The organism is uncultured Flavobacterium sp. (genome assembly GCF_951805225.1).
In the GTDB taxonomy this organism is placed as follows: Bacteria; Bacteroidota; Bacteroidia; order Flavobacteriales; family Flavobacteriaceae; genus Flavobacterium.
In genome coordinates, this window is sequence record NZ_OX638201.1 from 2492469 (window position 1) to 2512183 (window position 19715).

A 19715-nucleotide genomic window follows, 5' to 3' on the forward strand; every position below is an offset into this window, starting at 1 on the left:
TAATGTTTTTCAAAGCTTTACTTTCTAACCGGGACATTGTTAAATAGGGTTTTATACACTCAAGTATGCAGATGCTTACTTAGCATACAAATCTATTTTTTGGTTGTAAATGGAATTTTCATTCGAATTTCCCAAGTACCGGAATCATTAATTTTCATTCCCCATCTTATGTAAGCTCTGTTTCGAATTTGACCAGTAGCAGGATCGATATATTTACTCCAGTCTTTTACGCCATTTGCTGCTTCAAAAGCTGCTTTGTCAACTGTAAAAGCATCCGCTGTTGTCAAATAATACATTAAGTAAGCATCGTTACCCGTATAATTTCTTGCGTATTGTGGGAATGGTGGCGCCGGTAATCCAAAAGTGGTGCTTTCTGAATCCAAAACAGTTCCTATAGTATTATCATGATAATTTTGCAAAGGCGCAGATCCGCTATAATTAAAAACTACTTTATTAGGATCAAGAGCTGCTCCGTGACTATCTGCAATAATCATTTTTACTTTTATGGCTAATTTTGGTTCTTCACTTATTTTTACAACTGTGATATAAGGATCGGTTCCGTTTAATACACCCGACACTTTTGGATCACTATCATTCAATACAGAATATGTAAAACCGGTATCATAAACACCTCCGCCTTTACCCAATTGTAGTCTTGATCTCATCTCGGTTTTGAATTCTACAGGAACAAAAGGACCTAATTTTATACGTGTGAAATTATCTAATTGACGTTCTCCACGAACATTTTTTGCGCTGACATTTACTATAAAATTATCTTCAACAACCGATTTCGAAGCTTGTGTGAAAACAAATTCTCCACTTACGGGATTCATTATAATTGAAGGTTGCGGACTCAGTTTTAATTTTTTCATTGCCAATTCCAGCGTAGTATCTGTAGTAGGATCAAATGGCGCCGTCCAGGTCAAAATCTCATGTTTATCCTGCAATTCGGTGGTTGGTTTACCGTTTTTATCTGTAATACTGGTAATTGCCCATTCCATTGGATATGTTGATCCTTCTACTGCTGGCGGCACAGAAGAAAAAAACACGCCGCGAGGAACGGTGATTGTGTCTTGTAGTGAATGTATATTATCACTTATATAGCCTACTTCTGGCTGCTCACAGGATAATATAAATAGGCTAAAACCTAATAAACAAATTATCTTTTTCATATGTACATATATTATTTTTTAAAATTTTCTTAGAAATAGCTTTCAAAAATTGATTCTGACTATTTCATTTTGATGCTAAATCTTAATCGACATAATTCGAAAAATGATGAGATCCTTGCAGTACATGAATTACTCCATTTGTAGAAATTAAATTTGAAGTTCTCACAACAGTATGAACATCGTCATTTTCGCCTCCTTCAGCAGGATTTGGTCCCCAATAATCATCTTCTCCTTTGAAAGTATAAAAGACATATTCCGGAAATTGATCTAATTGATCTTTATAATCTTCAACAGGTTCCAGCGAAAGTTTTCTTTCTTCTCCATTATGAGTCATATAAATTTTACCCTCTTTTACCAATTTGCTGCGATCCAGACTTTGATCAAAAATATATCCTCCCAATATTTCTTTTAAATCGTCTACAGGAATATCGTTAATACCATAATTTGGATTCTCTTGGATATCTTTCATATAAAAAATATAATTTTTTATAGACAAATTATTTGGAGCAAAAAGAGTTGTTGATTTGGCATTAACCACATCAATCATTCCTGCTTTTTGGATCAATAAAGCCAATGTGTCCAATTGTTTATGCGATTTTAGAAAATCATATGTAGACACTCCAACATTTTGATTGGCAAGACCACCATCAATTAGATAGTCGTCGTTTGAACAGGAATACATACTGAAAAGCACTATTATTATTACTATATATTTCATGTTTATGTTCTTTAAAAATTATTAAATAAATTACAACTTACCTTTCCAAAAGTCGGTTTGAATAATGGCAGAATTAATGGAGATTACTGATGGATCAATTGGCCAAAAACAACCTTTGTGAGCAATTCTATTTGGATTCATCCAACTTACTCCCGCAAAATAATTCATTCTGATTCTGTCAAATCCTGATTGTCCTTCGCCTACTAATTCAATGGCGCGTTCGTCAAAAATGGCTTTGGTAAGTGATTCATTATCGGTTGCACCAGTATAATTAGGCACATTAGCTTTAGATCTGATTGTGTTAATATCGGCAACAGCAGCTGAAGTATTTCCTAATTTCATATTTGCTTCTGCTCTAAGAAGGTAGATATCTGCTAATCTGAAAATTAAAATATTAGATTCTGAAAATCTCGCATAAGGATCAGATGCCTGACCGTCACGCGCTGTTTGAGAATATTTCATTAAAGAAGATTGTTCATTTGAATCAAAATTGCTAAAAAACAATTCTTTACGTTTATCGTTGTCTCTGTCAGAATCTGAATTCATCATATCCTTACCATAAAAATCATCGCTAATAATAGGTGCAATTGAATTTGGACTTAGAAAAAATGGATTCGTTAAAGTTAATCCTGTCGGAGTTGTATCTCCTCCGTCAACTCGATACGATTCATTCATCGCAGCACTTATATTAATTTCAAAAAGACCTGTTTTAGATTGACCGATACACATATCATTAAATCCATCTACGCCTTCAGTTACATAATCAATAAGTGAAGCATGACTGTTTTGAATCACTGAATTTGCAGCTGCAAGAGCCTGAGTAACCATTGCAGTATTTCCATGATCTCTACTTGCATACCAAAGCGTGATATGTGCTTTTAGAGCTTCGGCACTTGCTTTATTGGCAGTAATAGCCCATTTAGGAGCGCCTGGTGTAGAATATTCTAATAAACCAATCGCTTTATTGGCTGCAGCCAAAGAAAAATCTAAGACTTTAAGTTCATTCTCTCTTGGTTTTGTAACGATATAACCGTCCTTAATCAATTGATCTGAAGTCTCTATAACCTCATCTACAATTGGCGCATCTCCCCAGATACGTGCCAAATAGAAATAGGATAATGATCTTACAAAGGCTGCTTCGCCAATAAGTCTGTTTTTTTCGGCTTTTGATCTAAAAGCGCTATCCGGCATTTCGCTTACGTGTTTTTCGATAGAAAGTGCCCAGTTTGCGGCTCTGTAAAAACTTTTCCAATTGCGTGAATCATCGCGATACGCCAGAACATAATTCCCGTTTCCTTCGATATAATCTACAATCCAAAATTGACTATTCATAAAAGTCATTCCGGTAAATTCTCCCCATAATAAGAAGTTTGAATCTTTGGTCAAAGCTTCTTTTAGCAAAGCATAATCTCCCGCTAAAGCTGATTCAACATTGGCTTGAGAAACCCAGAAATTTTGCGGAGTTGCCAATCCCATTGGCTCTTGATCCAACATATCTGTACAGCCAAAAAGACTAAACAAACAAAAAGTCAGAATCGTTATTTTATTGTATGTATATTTTTTCATTTTTAATTCATTTAAAATTTAATATCCAATCCAAGTGAAAATGTTTTCGATTGTGGATATCCATTACCAAGTGTGTATCCCATTTCATCAACTTGAGAAGCATCTGCAACAACTTTAGAACGTTGCCATTGATATGGATTTATAACCGAACCATAAATGCGTACGCGAGAAATATGTATTTGTTCTAAAACACGACTTTTGTCAATTGTATATCCAATAGAAGCGTTTGATATTTTCCAATAATCACCACTTTCTTTCCACAAAGACTGACCGCTTCTAAATCTATAATACGGAGTTGTATTAGGACGAGCAGGATACAAAGCAGGATAATGTGCTCCAGCTGCACCATCTCCGGGTTTCTCCCAAAAATACAATCCGCTTAGATCTTGTAAACCTTTAACAGCCCAATCGTCTCCCCTGTCGTAATTATCCAAATATTTTTGTGTAGAAGAATCTATAATATCAGAACCAAATGAGAATTGGCTGTAAGCTTGTAAATACCAACCTTTGTATTTTAAATTTATATTCAATAATCCTGTAAAATCAGGTGTTGGTTTAAATGAAGTGTCCAATTTATAATCGCCGGCTTCATCTAATAAATAATCACCATTATAATCTTTCCAGATTGGTGTTCCCGGTGCGATAGTTCCCCAAGCAGATTTGCCGTGTAATATTTCGCCAGTGTATGGATTTATTGGTAACTGACTTAGATTATCGACAATATATTCGTTCTTGAATTGTACCGGAAGAATCAATGGCATTCCTACCACATATCCATAACTTCTGTCTCTGCCAGCATCATATCCATAATAATCCTTGTTTCCGTTAGGAAGCTTAGTCACATAGTTTTTGTTTTGGCTCATTCCCGTGCTTATTTCTAGTTTCCAAGGATTTCCTATCGAAAATATTTGCCATTTAATCATTCCTTCCCAGCCATAATTCATTACTCCGGCAACATTTGACTTTGCCTGATTGAATCCTGAATAAGCAGGAAAAAGTGTTTCGAATAATAGATTTTCTGTTTTCTTGTTATAAGCATCAAAAGTTATATTGATTCGGTTATTGAACAAATCCATATCAAAACCAATATCCCATTGTTTTGAATTTACCCAGGAAAGATTCGGATTTCCGATAGTATTATAATCGGTTACAACTCCTGTTGTGCCTCCGTAAGTAGAAACATTCATCAAATTAGACCATAACGGATTTCCGCCATATCCTAATCTGTAAGATCCATATCTCAGGAAATTCTCATCAATTTCGTTTCCGTTAACACCGTAACTGGCTCTTAATTTTGCGTAACTCAAAACATTTCCGGTGATTTTTTTGATGAAAGGCTCATCAGAAATAATCCAACCCAACGCTATAGAAGAGAAATTAGCATATCGAACATCTTCACCAAAACGAGAAGATCCATCCCTACTAAACGCAACGTCAACCATATAACGTTCTTTAAAACGATATCCCAAACGTCCAAAATAAGACAGCAAAGCATTTGACTCTATACTTGTGTAACCATTAATTTGACCTTGAGTATAACGATCGTTGATAACCTTGATCGCATCTACACCAAAACCTTTGGCATACATAAACATATCTTCATATTTATTATAATCCGTTTTTTGTCCTAATACTGCTGTTGCTGTATGGTTACCGAATTTTTTATAGTAGTTGACATAAAGATCTGATGATAAATTTTTTCGGTTATATAAGGCATAACTAGCAAAACCATCTCCTTCTTCACGCACTGTTGAAGGTTCATAATAATTTTTCTTTTCAGAACTATAAACGTAATTAAATTGTGCATTAACAGAAAAAGCAGGCGTAAAATCATATTTCAAAAAATCAGAAAGCGTTACTTGTACGGTTTCATCTGTATTCAGTTTATCTGATAATTCTCCTTGTAACGCTTTAATTTTATCATCCGAAACATAAAACAAAGAAGAATTTAAGTTCGAAGGATCCGTAGGCAAGGTATTATTGAATTGAAATCTTCCGCCATCAGGATTTCCCTGACCAGTTTGATTGTCTGTTTGCAATAAATTAACTCGAAATTGGTTCTCGAAATTTTGTCCAACTTTTGAATTAATATTTCCTGAAAAAGTATAACGCTTAAAACCAGAGTTTTTAATAACTCCTTCTACATCATCATATCCTAATGATAATCTGTAGTTTGTGGTTTCGCTTCCGCCTCGCATACTTAAATTATACTTGTTAGAAATTCCCGTTCTATAAAATAATCCCTGATAATCTACTTTATTATTAAAGGCAGGATTCAAACTATCCGATAAAACCATTGGTACATGCGATGTCTGCACATCATCAGACTTCCACCATTTATAAAGCATTGCCATTTTAGCATTTCTTTCGGCAGATCCTATATTCATTGTCACTAGATTTGGAATAGGAGAAAATCCTGTGTTTAATGAAAAAGTAAATTCAGGTTTATCCAAAGCTCCACCTTTTTTGGTTGTAATAATAATAACTCCATTTGCACCGCGTGATCCGTAAATCGCCGCCGCAGAAGCATCTTTTAGGAAATCTATTTTTTCAATATCATTTGGATTTAATGAAGCCAGGAAATCTGTATTGGAAGTATTATATCCAGCTAAATCTTCTAAAGATGTTTGTACTCCGTCAATTACATAAAGCGGACTACTATATCCAGAACCTGACATACTGGTATTTCCACGAATAACCAAAGATCCTCTTCCTCCAGGCGCGCCCGTTTGAGTAGGCGTTTGTATTCCTGTTGCCAAACTACCAATGATAGAAGAAACACTAATCACCGGAATATCCTGCAAATCTTTACTACTAATAGTTGATACTGCAGCATTTACATTTTTTTTATGCACTTTTTGATAACCAATAACAACAACATCACTTAAATCATTTTGGGCCGATTTAAGTCTGATATTTAATTGTTTTTGGTTGCCAACTGTTACTTCTTTCGTAATAAATCCAACATAAGAAACAATCAAAACATCACCTTCTTTTGCCGCAATAGAAAAACTTCCGTCAACATCTGTAGATTCTACTTTGTTTGTTCCCTTAATTTTAACAGAAGCTCCAAATAGGCTTTCACCTAATTCACCCGTCACTTTTCCGGTAATGGGATCAACATCGGCAACAAAATTCAGATTGCTTTCTGCTTTTGTTTTCTCAGCATTTTCCATTATCTCACCTTTTTCTAAATGAAGTGAAATTTTTAATGTATGACCAAAAGAGGAAATACTACATAAGGTGACAAAAAACAATATCGAATTCTTCTTTGTCCAGAGAAATATCTTTTTTTGTTTGGTTAATAGCCCAGTATTTACCGGGTTAAATTGGTTTTTCATAAAATTGGTTGTTTATTGGTTAATAAGAATTTTTAATCAATTGGTTAATAACATAATAAAGAGTACAGTTGCCTTATCTGGCACGTTGTTGGCGTTTTATATTTTATTTCAAAATCAAAAATTAGAATCAAAATGAAACCCTATTATTTTTAGATAATTTGCTTTTATTTATTTTAAAAAAAGGCATAGAAAGAGCCGTAGCTAAATCAAACAAGATTTAACCTTCTTAAAATCAGACATTAAAAAACGAGTTGTTGTTTTTTGATTTGCAGGAATCAGAGTTGTCTAAAAAGTACTTTTATTGCTCTGATTTTTTTCCTTTTAATTTTAATAAACTATATTCATTGGTTATCGGTTTATTGGTTTCTACTTTGGTTAAAGGCAATATTATTTTCGAAAATTTTAAAATCTTACTTAGAAATGATTTCTTTTTTTGTTTTCAAATACAACTGTACATCATACATAAGCTTAATCTGTGTTTTTGCTCGCACCAGATTTTGATCTTCGTATGTTGTAGTATAATAACTGTCATTATTTAAATAATCTCCCAAAAAACGACAGGCTTGTTCAAAAAGAATTAGTGGTAAACTGAGATGAATATTATCTGCTTCTTCTTCAGACATAAAACAAGAAGCTTCAGCAACATAAGCTTTCATAAAAGCCTCATAGATTTCTATGTCAAAACATACTTTTGATAAATCTTTTTCTTCTTCTGTAGCTTTATTGGCTCCCGTTCTTAAGCTATCACCTACATCATGAAAAATACTTCCGGGCATTACCGTATCAAAATCTATAATGCATAGAATATTTTTATTTTCATCAAAAAGCATATTCCCAATTTTAGTATCGTTATGCACAACTCTCACAGGAATTTTTTGCGTATTTATTGCATTAGCAACGCGTTCTATCGTTTTAAAATTAGATTCTAAAAACACAATTGATTCTTTAGCATTCGATAATCTTTCCGGCGAAGCATTTTTTACACTTTCTTCAAAATCAGAAAATCTTTTTATGGTATTATGAAAATCCGGAATTGTGTATTCTAATTCCGAAATGGGGAAACCGAGCAATGCTTTATGAAACTTCGCCAAATAATCCCCAACCTGACTTGCAACTATATTTGAATCAATCCGATCCAGAACCACCGAAGGAATATAAGTTGAGAGCTGCCAAATCGCCTGACCTTGTTGTGAATAAAAATGTCCTTCTCTATTTGCAATAAATTTTAAAGTAGGAAACCCATTTGCGTTCAAATACCAAGTTGTTTTTATCTTATTATTCAGTAACGATTTTATATTGGGAAAAACAACCTGATTCATTTTTTGCAAAATATAATCTCCATCAGCAGTTTCAATTTTATAAGTACTATTGATCAGACCAAATTGTATGGCAGAATACGTAAGGATTGTTTTATTGGGATAAAAATCTTTAAAGACAGTTTTAATTAATTCTTCCATGCTTGTTTTTTATAATTGCCTTGATGCTGTATTTTTTTAAGTTTTACTTCAACCATCATTAATGTTGACTTCATTTACTTTTGTTTTTTATTATTTTAAACTAAAAACAAAACCTTAACTCGTTCTATTCTAAACTTTAAGGCTTTTGCTTTAGGAATAAATATTATTTGTTTTATCGTTCTGTTTTTACTTTTTTATCACTTTAAAACCTCTTGTTTTCCTATAAAAAAGGCTCATTTTAATGCCGTTTTTATACAATTTTAAAAAATGCCGTAAACTCGTATTATACGCGATTTATTCAATTCTTAAAAAAAACTTAAAGTAGGACATAATAGTAAACAAATAATAGTTTTATGATTATTAACTTAAGAATTAAACACTATTTTTCATAATTCCATGACTAAACTATATTTTTTTTTTTACATATAAAACAAAAATCAAAAAAAATGTGCTCGTGCACATTAAAATTATGTGTACGAGCACATTAAAATTAATATCTCAACACGTTTCTCTCGTTTTTTTTAAATTATTCCAATTTTATAAAATGTAAGAAAATTAATCCGTAAATTTTACCGCATAAAAATTCATTTCAGAATATTTGCTTGAACTTTTATGCCCCAAAAAAAATCTTGGCTTATGATGGAGAGAATATCTTTTTTATATAAAAGCTTAAAGATGTTTCTAAAAGATATTAATAACGATTTTGAGTTAAATAATTTATGAGAAGATTAGCTATGAAATATATCATTTTACATTTTCAAAAACTTCAATTTTTGTTCGTAATCGTCTTGCAAAACAACTCTAATAAAAGTTTTTTTGACATAATGAAAGCCAAAATTTTTAGCAGAAACTTACTTGTTTTATTGATAGCAAAAGTGCTTTATGCATCATTTGTCATACATAATGCTTCAAATGTTCTACGATCGTTATTACTCTGGAACTACATTTACAGTCCTAAAATTCTGAAAAAAGTAATGCTTTAAAAATCTGACTTTAATAACTTCTATAATAAACCTAAAAACCACAATGATGAAAAAACAAATTAAAAAGTATGCCTTTTTACTGCTAATCGTTTTTGGAAACGGATATGCTCAAACAAAAAAGTATATGGACCCAAAAAAACCAATTGAAGATCGAATTTCACTTTTAATGAAAGAAATGACATTAGAAGAAAAAGTTGGACAAATGAATCAATACAATGGTTTTTGGGATGTAACGGGACCAGCTCCAAAAGGCGGAAGCGCTGAATTAAAATACGAACATTTACGAAAAGGTCTTGTTGGATCAATGCTTACTGTTCGAGGTGTAAAAGAAGTTCGCGCTGTGCAGAAAATTGCTGTAGAAGAAACTCGTTTGGGAATCCCGTTGATAATTGGTTTTGACGTTATTCATGGTTATAAAACTTTGAGCCCGATTCCGTTGGCAGAAGCTGCAAGTTGGGATTTGGAAGCTATTAAAAAATCGGCGGCAATTGCGGCAGATGAAGCTTCTGCATCTGGAATTAACTGGACTTTTGCACCAAATGTCGATGTTTCTAATGATGCACGTTGGGGACGCGTTATGGAAGGTGCCGGTGAAGATCCTTATTTGGGAAGTAAAATAGGCTACGCAAGAGTAAAAGGTTTTCAGGGTGAAACTGTTGCAGATTTAGCAAAAGTAAATACGATTGCGGCTTGTGCAAAACACTTTGCAGGATACGGTTTTGTTGAAGCAGGATTGGAATATAATAGTGTAGATATCAGTAATTCTAAATTATACAATACAGTTTTCCCTCCTTTTGAAGCTACGGTACAAGCAGGAATTCGCACGTTTATGAATTCATTTAATACACTAAATGGTATTCCAGCAACGGGAAATACATTTTTGCAAAGAGATATTCTAAAAGGAAAATGGAAGTTTGATGGTTTTGTAGTTTCGGATTATGCTTCGATTCGCGAAATGATAGCACACGGTTATGCAAAAGACGAAGACGATGCAACAGCAAAAGCAGTAATTGCAGGTTCTGATATGGATATGGAATCGTATTTGTATGTGGCAAAATTAGTTGGACTTGTAAAGGAAGGAAAAGTAAAAGAATCATTGGTTGATGATGCCGTTCGCAGAATCTTACGCGTGAAATTTGAATTGGGTTTATTTGATGATCCGTACAGATATTGCGATGAAAAGCGTGAAAAAGAAGTTGTTGGAAGCAAAGCCAATAATGACGGCGTTCTTGACATGGCAAAAAAATCAATTGTATTATTGAAGAATGAGAAGAATTTGCTTCCGCTGAAGAAATCCGGACAAAAAATTGCTTTAATCGGCGCTTTAGCAAATGATAAAAATAGTCCGCTTGGAAGTTGGAGAATTGCAGCCGATGATAATACTGCGGTTTCGGTTTTAGAAGGAATGCAACAATACAAAGACAATCAACTGACTTTTGAAAAAGGAGCAGATTTGCTTTCGCAGAAAGCTACTTTCCTAACCGAAACAGTTTTCAATACTACAGATAAAACTGGTTTTGAAGCGGCAAAAACAGCTGCAAAAAATGCTGATGTTGTTGTGATGGTTTTAGGTGAATATGGTTTTCAAAGTGGAGAAGCAAGAAGCCGAACTGATCTAAATTTGCCTGGAGTTCAGCAGGAATTATTAGAAGAAATCTACAAGGTAAATCCTAATATCGTTTTGGTTTTAAATAATGGTCGTCCTTTGAGTATTCCTTGGGCTGCAGAACATATTCCTTCAATTGTAGAAGCTTGGCATTTAGGAACTCAGACTGGAAATGCAGTGGCTCAGGTTTTATATGGAGATTATAATCCAAGTGGTAAATTGACAATGTCTTTCCCTAGAAATGTAGGTCAGGTTCCAATTTATTACAACAAATACAGTACTGGAAGACCAATTGATAGCGACAAAAATGTGTTTTGGTCTCATTATATGGATGTAGAAAAAACACCTCTGTTTCCGTTTGGTTTTGGATTGAGTTATACCACTTTCGATTATAAAAATCTTAAACTAAATAAAACTGCTTTTGCAAAAGGAGAAAAAATTCAAGTAAGCGTTGATGTTACAAACACAGGAAATTATGACGGAAAAGAAGTCGTTCAATTGTATATAAATGATCCTGTTGCAAGTATTGTAAGACCTCTTAAAGAATTAAAAGGTTTTGAACTTGTTGCCTTAAAAAAGGGAGAAACTAAAACAATTCAGTTTACATTGACCGAAAAGGAACTTGGTTTTTATGATAACGAAGGCAAATATTTAGTAGAACCTGGTTTGTTCAATATCATGGTTGGCTGGAATTCTAATGAAGGTCTTACCAGCAAATTTGAACTAAAATAATTAGAAAAAATCCGTTTTTATCAGCGTTTTTGCTTTAGCGAATCGGTAAAATCAGTGTCTAATTTTGACGCGGATAAAACAGATTTACTTCGTAAAGACGCGGATAAAAACGGATTTTCTTCGTAAAAAACGCAGATATAAAAGAAGTGATTCAAAAAATCAGTTTTTATCCGCGTTTTCGCTTTAGCGAATCAGTAAAATCAGCGTCTAATTTTTACGCGGATAAAACAACCTTATAACCTGAGTACGATTAATTAATAATTGGGCTCAGGTTTTTGGCAATATGATAAAATTTATACTTAAAAAGTATATTTCATATTTAGTTTTATTAATATTGTTATTATTACACTTAAAGTAAAAGGAAATTTTCAGGAGGAATTGATCAATAATACATTAAATGAAAAATATTAAATATATTCTTGTATGCTACTTTATAGTTCTGAATTGCCTGTTTTCTCAAGATAAATTTGACAATTACCAATTTAGAAGTATACAGGAAACTACTTCAAAAAGAGCGATTTCTTCAATTATTCAGGATAAAAATGGTTTTATTTGGATTGGTACAAACGGCACGGGTTTGTATCGATATGATGGTGTAAATTATTTTGGTTATGAATACAATAAAAAGCGCGGTTCATTAAACAGTAACTTTATTTATGCCACTTTTATTGATTCTGATAATAACTTATGGGTTGGTACGGATGACGGTTTGTGTTTGTATAACAGGGATTTAGATAATTTCACCAAAATCAATATTGAAGATGTAATTAGAAAAGGTTATGACGAACCTATTACCGTAAAAACAATTATTCAGGATAACAACGGCAACTTAATTCTGGGAACGTATGGCTTTGGATTATTCAAACTGAATATTAAGACTTTAAAAGCTTCTCTGATTCCGTCAAAGGTTTTGGATAAATTTAATTTTCTAATAAAATCTTCGGTAAAAAATAAGCACGGAATTATTTATTTAGGAACAAGTTATGGTCTTTTAGAACTTGATTTAAACGGAAAACTCAAACAGGTTTATAAAGACAAATTTAAAAGAGAACCTTTATTAGATGATATCGAAAATCTTGTTATTGATAAATTTGGGTATATATGGCTGGGAACGACGGAAAGCGGTCTGATAAAAATTAAACCGGAAACTGATAATTACCAATTTGAAAATTATTCTATTACCAAAAACAAAATCTTATCGATTATAGAAAGCAGTCACGATTATATCATTTGTGGTACCGAAAATGACGGATTATTGGTTGTAAATTATAAAGGGCAAGTACTTCAAAAATATTTGCACAGTAAGTACAATGATTTTAGTTTAAAATCTAATTCCGTTTGGTCCTTATTTGAAGATAAAGAAAAGCGTCTTTGGTTGGGTTATTTTAATAAAGGACTTGGTGTATTTGATAAACCAAATAACAAATTTAATTCACTTGAATCACAAGTAAACAATGATAATTCTTTACAAACAAGCTTTGTAACTTCAGTTATAAAAGATAAAAAAGGAAATCTGTTAATCAGTAATGAAGGCGGTGGACTTGACATTTATAATCTTGCTACTAAAAGTTACATTCATGTAAACAAAAACAATCAAAGCTATTATTCCGGTTTGGATGCTGCTGATATTCAGACGATGTTTATAGACAGTAAACAAAATATCTGGATTGGAAGCTGGGATCGCGGAATCTACTTTTTGAAAAATGGCACTACCCGATTCATAAACTATAATACGGCAAATACTTCGGGATTAAAATCGAATAGGATTTTTACTTTTTCGGAAGATTCAAAAGGTAGAATCTGGATTGGAACTTTCATAAAAGGATTGCATTATTTTGATAATAAGACCAATACTTTCGTTCATTGTGAATCGAAATCATTTACAGACAATGCTTTAGACAACGCTTTTATTCGTAAAGTTTTTGTGGATTCTGATAATGTTTTGTGGGTTGGAACTATTTTGGGTTTATATCAGGTTAGTTTAAAAGGCGATTCTGATTTTAAAGTGACCAAAATGCGCGATGCGATGTTCAAGGACAAAACGAAGTATAATAGCATTCAGACTATTTTATCAATTTATGAATCTAATGATAAAACAATTTGGATAGGAACTGATGGCGAAGGATTATTTAATTATAATAAAAAAGATAAGACATTTTCGAACTTTAATAATTTTCCGGGTTTTAAAGAAAAATCTGTTCGTGCGATAATTGCTGATAACAATGGCTCTTTATGGATAAGCGGTGGATCTGGATTAACAAAACTGGATTTTAAAAATAAAAAAAGTACCAATTTTACTAAAGATGATGGTCTTGTCGATAATGATTTCAACAATAATGCTGTCTTCAAGGATGGAAATGGAGAACTGTATTTTGGTAGTTATGAAGGAGTAAATTATTTTAATCCTAACGAAATTAAAAAAACAGAAAAAGCTCCAAAATTGTATTTCAGCGATTTTAAATTATTCAATAAATCGGTAAAACCCAATGAAGATTCTTCGCCCTTAACCAAAGTAATTGCTCAGACTAAAGAAATTATTCTCAACTATACACAATCTGTTTTTACGATCGAATATGTGGGAATCAATTATAATTATTCTAAGAAAAATCAATATGCTTATTATCTCCAAGGTTTTGAAAAAGATTGGAATTATGTGGGAAATAACAGAACGGCAACTTATACCAATCTAGCGCCGGGTGATTATGTTTTTAAAGTAAAATCGGCAAATGCAGATGGTTCCTGGAGCAATAATCCATTAGAATTAAAAATAAAAATTCTGCCTCCGTGGTGGAAAACTTTTTGGGCTTATTTATTATACACTTCTATTTTAGTTTTCCTGATTATATACCTTAATAAAATTTATCAAAATCGCTTTAAAGCCAAACAAGCTATACTTTTAGAAAAAGAAAAAAACATTCAGTCTGAGAAATTGAACAATAAGAAGTTGCAGTTCTTCACTAATATTTCGCATGAATTCAGAACTCCGTTAACACTGATTATAAATCCGTTGGAAGATATTTTAAGAAGTAAAAATCTATCTCCTGAAATACATAATAAATTAAAAATTGTACACAAAAGTTCCGATAGACTTTCGAGACTTATCAATGAGCTTATGGATTTTAATAAATTAGAGTTTAATAAAATTTCGCTTCAGGCCAAAAAAATTGAAGTTGTAGCATTTACACAAGGAATTATAGGTTATTTTGATGAGGAAGCTTCTGCCCGAAATATTACTATTAATTTTGAGTCTGCATTTGACGATCTTGAAGACTGGCTAGATCCTAAAATGCTGGAAAAAATACTGTTTAATATTATTTCAAATGCATTTAAATTTACTCCGGATAATGGCTCTATTACCATTTCTATAGCTAAATCAGATATAGATAATTCACTTTTAATTAATGGTGATCGGGTTCCTTCGTTTTCAATAACAATTACTGATACTGGTTCCGGAATTCACAAAAAAGATCTCAAAAGAATCTTTGACAGGTTTTATCAGGTCAATAATGTCAATAAGGATTATTATGGAAGTACGGGAATTGGTTTAGAGGTTGTAAAAGAATTTGTTGAGCTACATAAAGGACGAATTGATGTTGAAAGTCAGGTTGGAGAAGGCACAAAATTTACGGTAACTTTTCCTTTAGGTAAATCTTTGTATAAGAAAAGTGAAATAATTGACGAGGTTTTTAAAACAGAAAAAGCTAAAAACAAATTTCTGACTGAAACTGTTAATCATTCGGCTGATGAGGATGATGAAACGGATCAAACTGTTGAAATTGATGTTGTCGAAACTACGAAACCATATACTGTTTTAATTGTTGAAGATAATCCTGAATTAAGAAATTATCTCAAACATGAATTAAGCAAATTATATAAGGTTATTGCCACCGAAAATGGTCAGAAAGGTTATGAACTTGCGGTTCAGAAATTACCGGATTTGATAATTACAGACGTTATTATGCCCGTTATGGACGGTTTACAATTGTGCAAAAACATAAAAGGTGATTTAAAAACAAGTCATATTCCTTTGTTAATGCTTTCGGCAAAAGCCATGGTAAAAGACCGATTAGAAGGTATCGATTCCGGCGCTGATATGTATTTGAGTAAACCATTTGAGTTAGATATTTTAAAATCAAGTTTGGCGCAGCTTATTACAAGCAGACAAATTATGTTTAAGAAGTTTTATAGCGGAATCACTAAAGATGGCAAGGAAAAAACAACTTCGCTCGATAATGAGTTTATTCAAAAGATTCTGCATTTTATCAACGAAAACATTAGTGAACCTGAATTGACTGTTGAACTTTTATCTTCTAAAATTTTCCTTAGCAGAAGTCAGTTGTATCGAAAAATAAAAACTTTAACTGGCGTTTCGGTTAATGAGTTTATCCGAAATGTACGTTTAGAAAAAGCAAAACAACTGATCGAAAAAGGAAATAATAATATCAACGAAATAAGCTATAAAGTAGGTTTTACTTCTCCCTCCTATTTTTCTAAATGCTACAAAATTAAATACGGATATTTGCCTACACAAGAAAAAGAACAAGGCAATAAACGTTAAAATATATCCCATTAAATACAGAATACAATTTAAAAAAGAGCTTCGATACTAAAATCGGAGCTCTTTTTTTTGTAAGTCAATTTTTTCAAAAAGTATTCTTACTGTTTTCAAACAAAAATTAAGATATAGAAAATATTATTTCCTTTTTTTAGACAAACAATACTTTTTGCGCCATTTTTATAGCAATACTTCAGTATCTGTTTTTATGTCTCAATTGTCTCTTTTTAGCAATAATAACGTTTTCGCTTCTTTTTTTGCATCATTTGTTGCACAATATGCTTCATCTGTTCTACAATAGGACACCTCTAGATTTTACTTTCGTTAAGAAATATTTAAGAAAATTTTCTCTTCTCATCATTCCAATTTTGGATATGCAAAAAGAGGCTTCTATTGAATATTTTACAATAAAAACTAAACTAACTTAATCGACCAATTTTTATGCAGAAAAGAACATTAAAAAAACTATTGTGTTTAGCAGTGTTAATGTGGGGAAATTTTTTCTTTGCCCAAACTGTTAAAGGAAAAGTAACATCAGGAGGACTCGGTTTACCCGGTGTTGGTGTAATAGTACAAGGAACAAAAAATGCAACAACCACCGATTTTGACGGAGGTTTTATCTTAAACAATGTAGATCCAAAAAGTACATTGATCTTTAGTTATATCGGTTACAAAAATGTGATCTTGCCAGCTGACACAAAATCAGTAATGAAGGTCAATATGGTTAATGACCTTGAGAAATTAAATGAAGTTGTCGTGATTGGTTACGGAACTTCTAAACGAAAAGATGTAAATGGTGCAATTTCGTCGATCAAAGCTTCTGAGATTCAGGATAAGCCTTTTACTTCTATCGATCAGGCTCTTGTGGGTAAAGCTGCGGGTGTAAATGTGACTCAAAACTCGGGTACACCTGGAGGAGGAATTTCGGTTCAAATCAGGGGAATTACTTCTATTAACGGTAATGAACCTTTGTATGTAATTGACGGAACTCCGGTTTTTGCGGATAAAAACAACGATTCATTTTCATTTAGTGCTTTAGGCGGAGGAAACGGACAAACTAAGAATTCGGCTTTGTCTGGATTGAATATTTCAGATATCGAAACTATTGATATTCTAAAAGATGCTTCATCAACTGCAATATATGGTGCAAATGGTGCAAATGGTGTTGTTTTGATTACGACTAAAAAAGGAAAAAAAGGAAAATCGACTTTCTCCTATGAAACGTATATGGGAACTCAGCAAGTGACAAATTCAGTTGATGTTTTGAACTTGCCACAATATGCTGCTTATCAGGCTAAAATTTTCAAAATGAATGGTGAACCAATTCCGTATCAATATCAAAAACCTGATTTATTAGGAAATGGAACAAACTGGCAGGACGAACTTTTTAGAACTGCTACGATGTACAATCATCAAATATCATTTTCAGGTGAAAAAGAAGGAACAAGATATTATACTTCTTTGAATTATTTTGATCAGGAAGGTATTGTTCTAAATTCAGATTTCAACAGAATGTCGATGCGATTAAATATCGATTCAACTGTAAAATCATGGTTGAAAATTGGTAACAATATGTCGATCAGTAAATCATCTCAACAAGTGGTTAGAAACGATGACAGAGGTGGTTTAGTAATGAATACTTTAAGACAATCTCCAGAATTACCTGTAAGATATGCTGATGGTTCATTTGCAGGTCCAACAAGTGGTTTAGGTTCTTCGGCAAATGAGGCGACGAATCCAATTGCTTTATCAGAATACAATAACGCAAAAACGGATCGATACAAAATCAACGGAAATGTATTTGCTGATTTCACGCTTATCAAAGGTTTGGTTTTTAGAACTGAATTGGGATATGATTTAAACTTTGCAAAAAGCAGCTCTTTTGCTCCTAAATATACTTTAGGAAATGTGTCTGAGCTTTTAAACAAATCATTCAAACAGCAAGATCAAAGCTTTTATTGGAGTTTAAAAAATTATTTGACTTATAATAAAACTTTCAACGAGAAACACAATTTCACCTTTTTACTTGGTCAGGAAGCGCAAGAAAGTCAATACGAATATTTGAGCGGTTACAGATCGGGTGAATTCTTAAGCAAAGATTTTACCAACTTAAATATTGGTGATATTGATACTGCGGTTAACGGAAATGGTTCTGGAAGATGGTCTATGACTTCTTATATTTCGAGATTAAATTATAGTTTTTCTGATCGTTACTCTTTTTCGGCTTCTTTAAGAGCAGATGCTTCTTCAAACTTTGGACCTAATAATAAATGGGGTTATTTCCCATCATTTGCTGCAGGTTGGACTGTTAGTAACGAAAAGTTTTTTGAGCCTTTATCTTCTACAGTAAATTATTTAAAATTTAGAGCTGGTTACGGTTCGGTTGGAAATCAAAATATTCCGGCAAATAGATACCAAACGATTCTTTCGTTGACTGCATCTCCATTTGGAGGCGTATCTCCAACTATTGACAACTTGGGTAATCCAAATATTAAATGGGAATCTCTTAAGTCTTTTGATGTTGGTTTTGAATTAGGAATGCTTAATAACAGAGTAAAATTAGACTTTGATTATTATGTTAAACATTCTTCTAATTTCCTGACGAAACAAATCAATGATGAGTCGAATCAAAGTGCCCTTAATTATTATTTGAATACGGGCGAAATTGAAACTAAAGGAATCGAACTTACTTTGAATACCAGAAATATTGTTACTGAAAATTTTACATGGGATAGTACTGTTATTTTTTCAAAATACAATAATGAACTAACAAGTTTTCAAGGTGCAGGTAAATCTTTATTAGGAAAAGTACAATTTGACTTATATAACGTAACCAGAACTACAGAAGGTCAACCAGTTGGACAATTCTACGGATATGTTACAGACGGATTATTTAAAAATGCTGCAGAATTAGCTGCCGGACCAATTCAGGAAACTGGAACAGGAATTGGAGATATTCGTTTTAAAGATCTTAATGGCGACGGAAAAATTGATGCTAAAGATCAAAAAGCTATAGGAAGTGCAATTCCGGATTTTACTTATTCATTTACTAATAATTTTAAGTATAAAAACCTTAGTTTATCTGTTGTTTTAACCGGAAGTGAAGGCAACGAAATCTACAATTTTACACGTCATTATACTGATGGTATTTATCCAGGATTTGGAGATCGATTTGCAAACGTGAGTACAAGGGCTATAAATGCTTTTGAACCGGGAGTAAACGAAAACACAAATGAACCAAGAATTACACTAAATGATCCTAATGGAAATGGTAGAATCTCGAATAGATTTGTCGAAGATGGTTCTTATCTAAGAATTCAGAATGTTTCTTTGAGCTACGATTTACCAAGCCAAATATTCAAAAATTCTATTATATCTAAAGTTAGATTGTATGTCAATGTGCAAAACTTATATACATGGACAAAATACTCTGGTTTTGATCCTGCTTTAGGAAATTTAGATCAAAATATAACACTTAGCGGTATTGATCTGGGACGTTATCCAGTGCCAAGAACTACTTCTATGGGTTTAAATTTAGAATTCTAAAATTGATAAAAAACACAATTAACTTAATGATTCATAGTC

At 32.5% G+C, this 19715-nt stretch carries 8 protein-coding genes; 3 read left to right on the plus strand and 5 right to left on the minus strand.

Features of this window, described 5'->3' with window-relative positions:
* Positions 1–92: 92 nt before the first annotated feature.
* From WN975_RS10010 to WN975_RS10030, 5 genes are all read right to left on the minus strand, one after another.
* Positions 93–1172: a DUF5007 domain-containing protein gene (locus tag WN975_RS10010; protein WP_337966414.1), complete on the minus strand. Its 1080-nt coding sequence runs from the start codon at positions 1170–1172 to the stop codon at positions 93–95.
* A gap of 82 nt (positions 1173–1254) precedes the next feature.
* Entirely contained in the window at positions 1255–1890 is a 636-nt protein-coding gene (locus WN975_RS10015) for a fasciclin domain-containing protein (protein ID WP_337966415.1), read from the minus strand.
* Positions 1891–1920: 30 nt separating this feature from the next.
* Complete coding sequence (locus tag WN975_RS10020) at positions 1921–3456, minus strand: RagB/SusD family nutrient uptake outer membrane protein (RefSeq protein WP_337966416.1); 1536 nt, start codon at positions 3454–3456, stop codon at positions 1921–1923.
* Between the two features lie 11 nt (positions 3457–3467).
* Positions 3468–6797 (minus strand): SusC/RagA family TonB-linked outer membrane protein, encoded by a 3330-nt coding sequence (locus WN975_RS10025; protein WP_337966417.1) that lies wholly within the window; start codon positions 6795–6797, stop codon positions 3468–3470.
* Positions 6798–7207: 410 nt separating this feature from the next.
* The gene (locus WN975_RS10030) at positions 7208–8254 is read right to left on the minus strand and encodes a phosphotransferase (protein ID WP_337966418.1); all 1047 of its coding nucleotides are present in this window, start codon (positions 8252–8254) and stop codon (positions 7208–7210) included.
* Positions 8255–9283: 1029 nt separating this feature from the next.
* On the opposite strand from WN975_RS10030, the gene bglX reads away from it, so the two are divergent.
* From bglX to WN975_RS10045, 3 genes are all read left to right on the plus strand, one after another.
* Positions 9284–11575, plus strand: a complete 2292-nt coding sequence (gene bglX / locus WN975_RS10035) for a beta-glucosidase BglX (RefSeq protein WP_337966419.1) — start codon at positions 9284–9286, stop codon at positions 11573–11575.
* A 397-nt stretch (positions 11576–11972) separates the two neighbouring features.
* Positions 11973–16133, plus strand: a complete 4161-nt coding sequence (locus WN975_RS10040; RefSeq protein ID WP_337966420.1) for a two-component regulator propeller domain-containing protein — start codon at positions 11973–11975, stop codon at positions 16131–16133.
* Positions 16134–16571: 438 nt separating this feature from the next.
* Positions 16572–19676 carry a TonB-dependent receptor gene (locus WN975_RS10045; RefSeq protein WP_337966421.1) on the plus strand — a complete coding sequence of 1035 codons (3105 nt, stop codon included), beginning with the start codon at positions 16572–16574 and terminating at the stop codon, positions 19674–19676.
* Positions 19677–19715 lie beyond the last annotated feature (39 nt).

Coding starts and splice junctions, on each gene's coding strand:
- WN975_RS10025 (WP_337966417.1), bottom strand. CDS start 6,797: ATGAAAAACCAATTTAACCCGGTAAATACTGGGCTATTAACCAAACAA.
- WN975_RS10015 (WP_337966415.1), bottom strand. CDS start 1,890: ATGAAATATATAGTAATAATAATAGTGCTTTTCAGTATGTATTCCTGT.
- WN975_RS10010 (WP_337966414.1), bottom strand. CDS start 1,172: ATGAAAAAGATAATTTGTTTATTAGGTTTTAGCCTATTTATATTATCC.
- bglX (WP_337966419.1), top strand. CDS start 9,284: ATGAAAAAACAAATTAAAAAGTATGCCTTTTTACTGCTAATCGTTTTT.
- WN975_RS10030 (WP_337966418.1), bottom strand. CDS start 8,254: ATGGAAGAATTAATTAAAACTGTCTTTAAAGATTTTTATCCCAATAAA.
- WN975_RS10040 (WP_337966420.1), top strand. CDS start 11,973: ATGAAAAATATTAAATATATTCTTGTATGCTACTTTATAGTTCTGAAT.
- WN975_RS10020 (WP_337966416.1), bottom strand. CDS start 3,456: ATGAAAAAATATACATACAATAAAATAACGATTCTGACTTTTTGTTTG.
- WN975_RS10045 (WP_337966421.1), top strand. CDS start 16,572: ATGCAGAAAAGAACATTAAAAAAACTATTGTGTTTAGCAGTGTTAATG.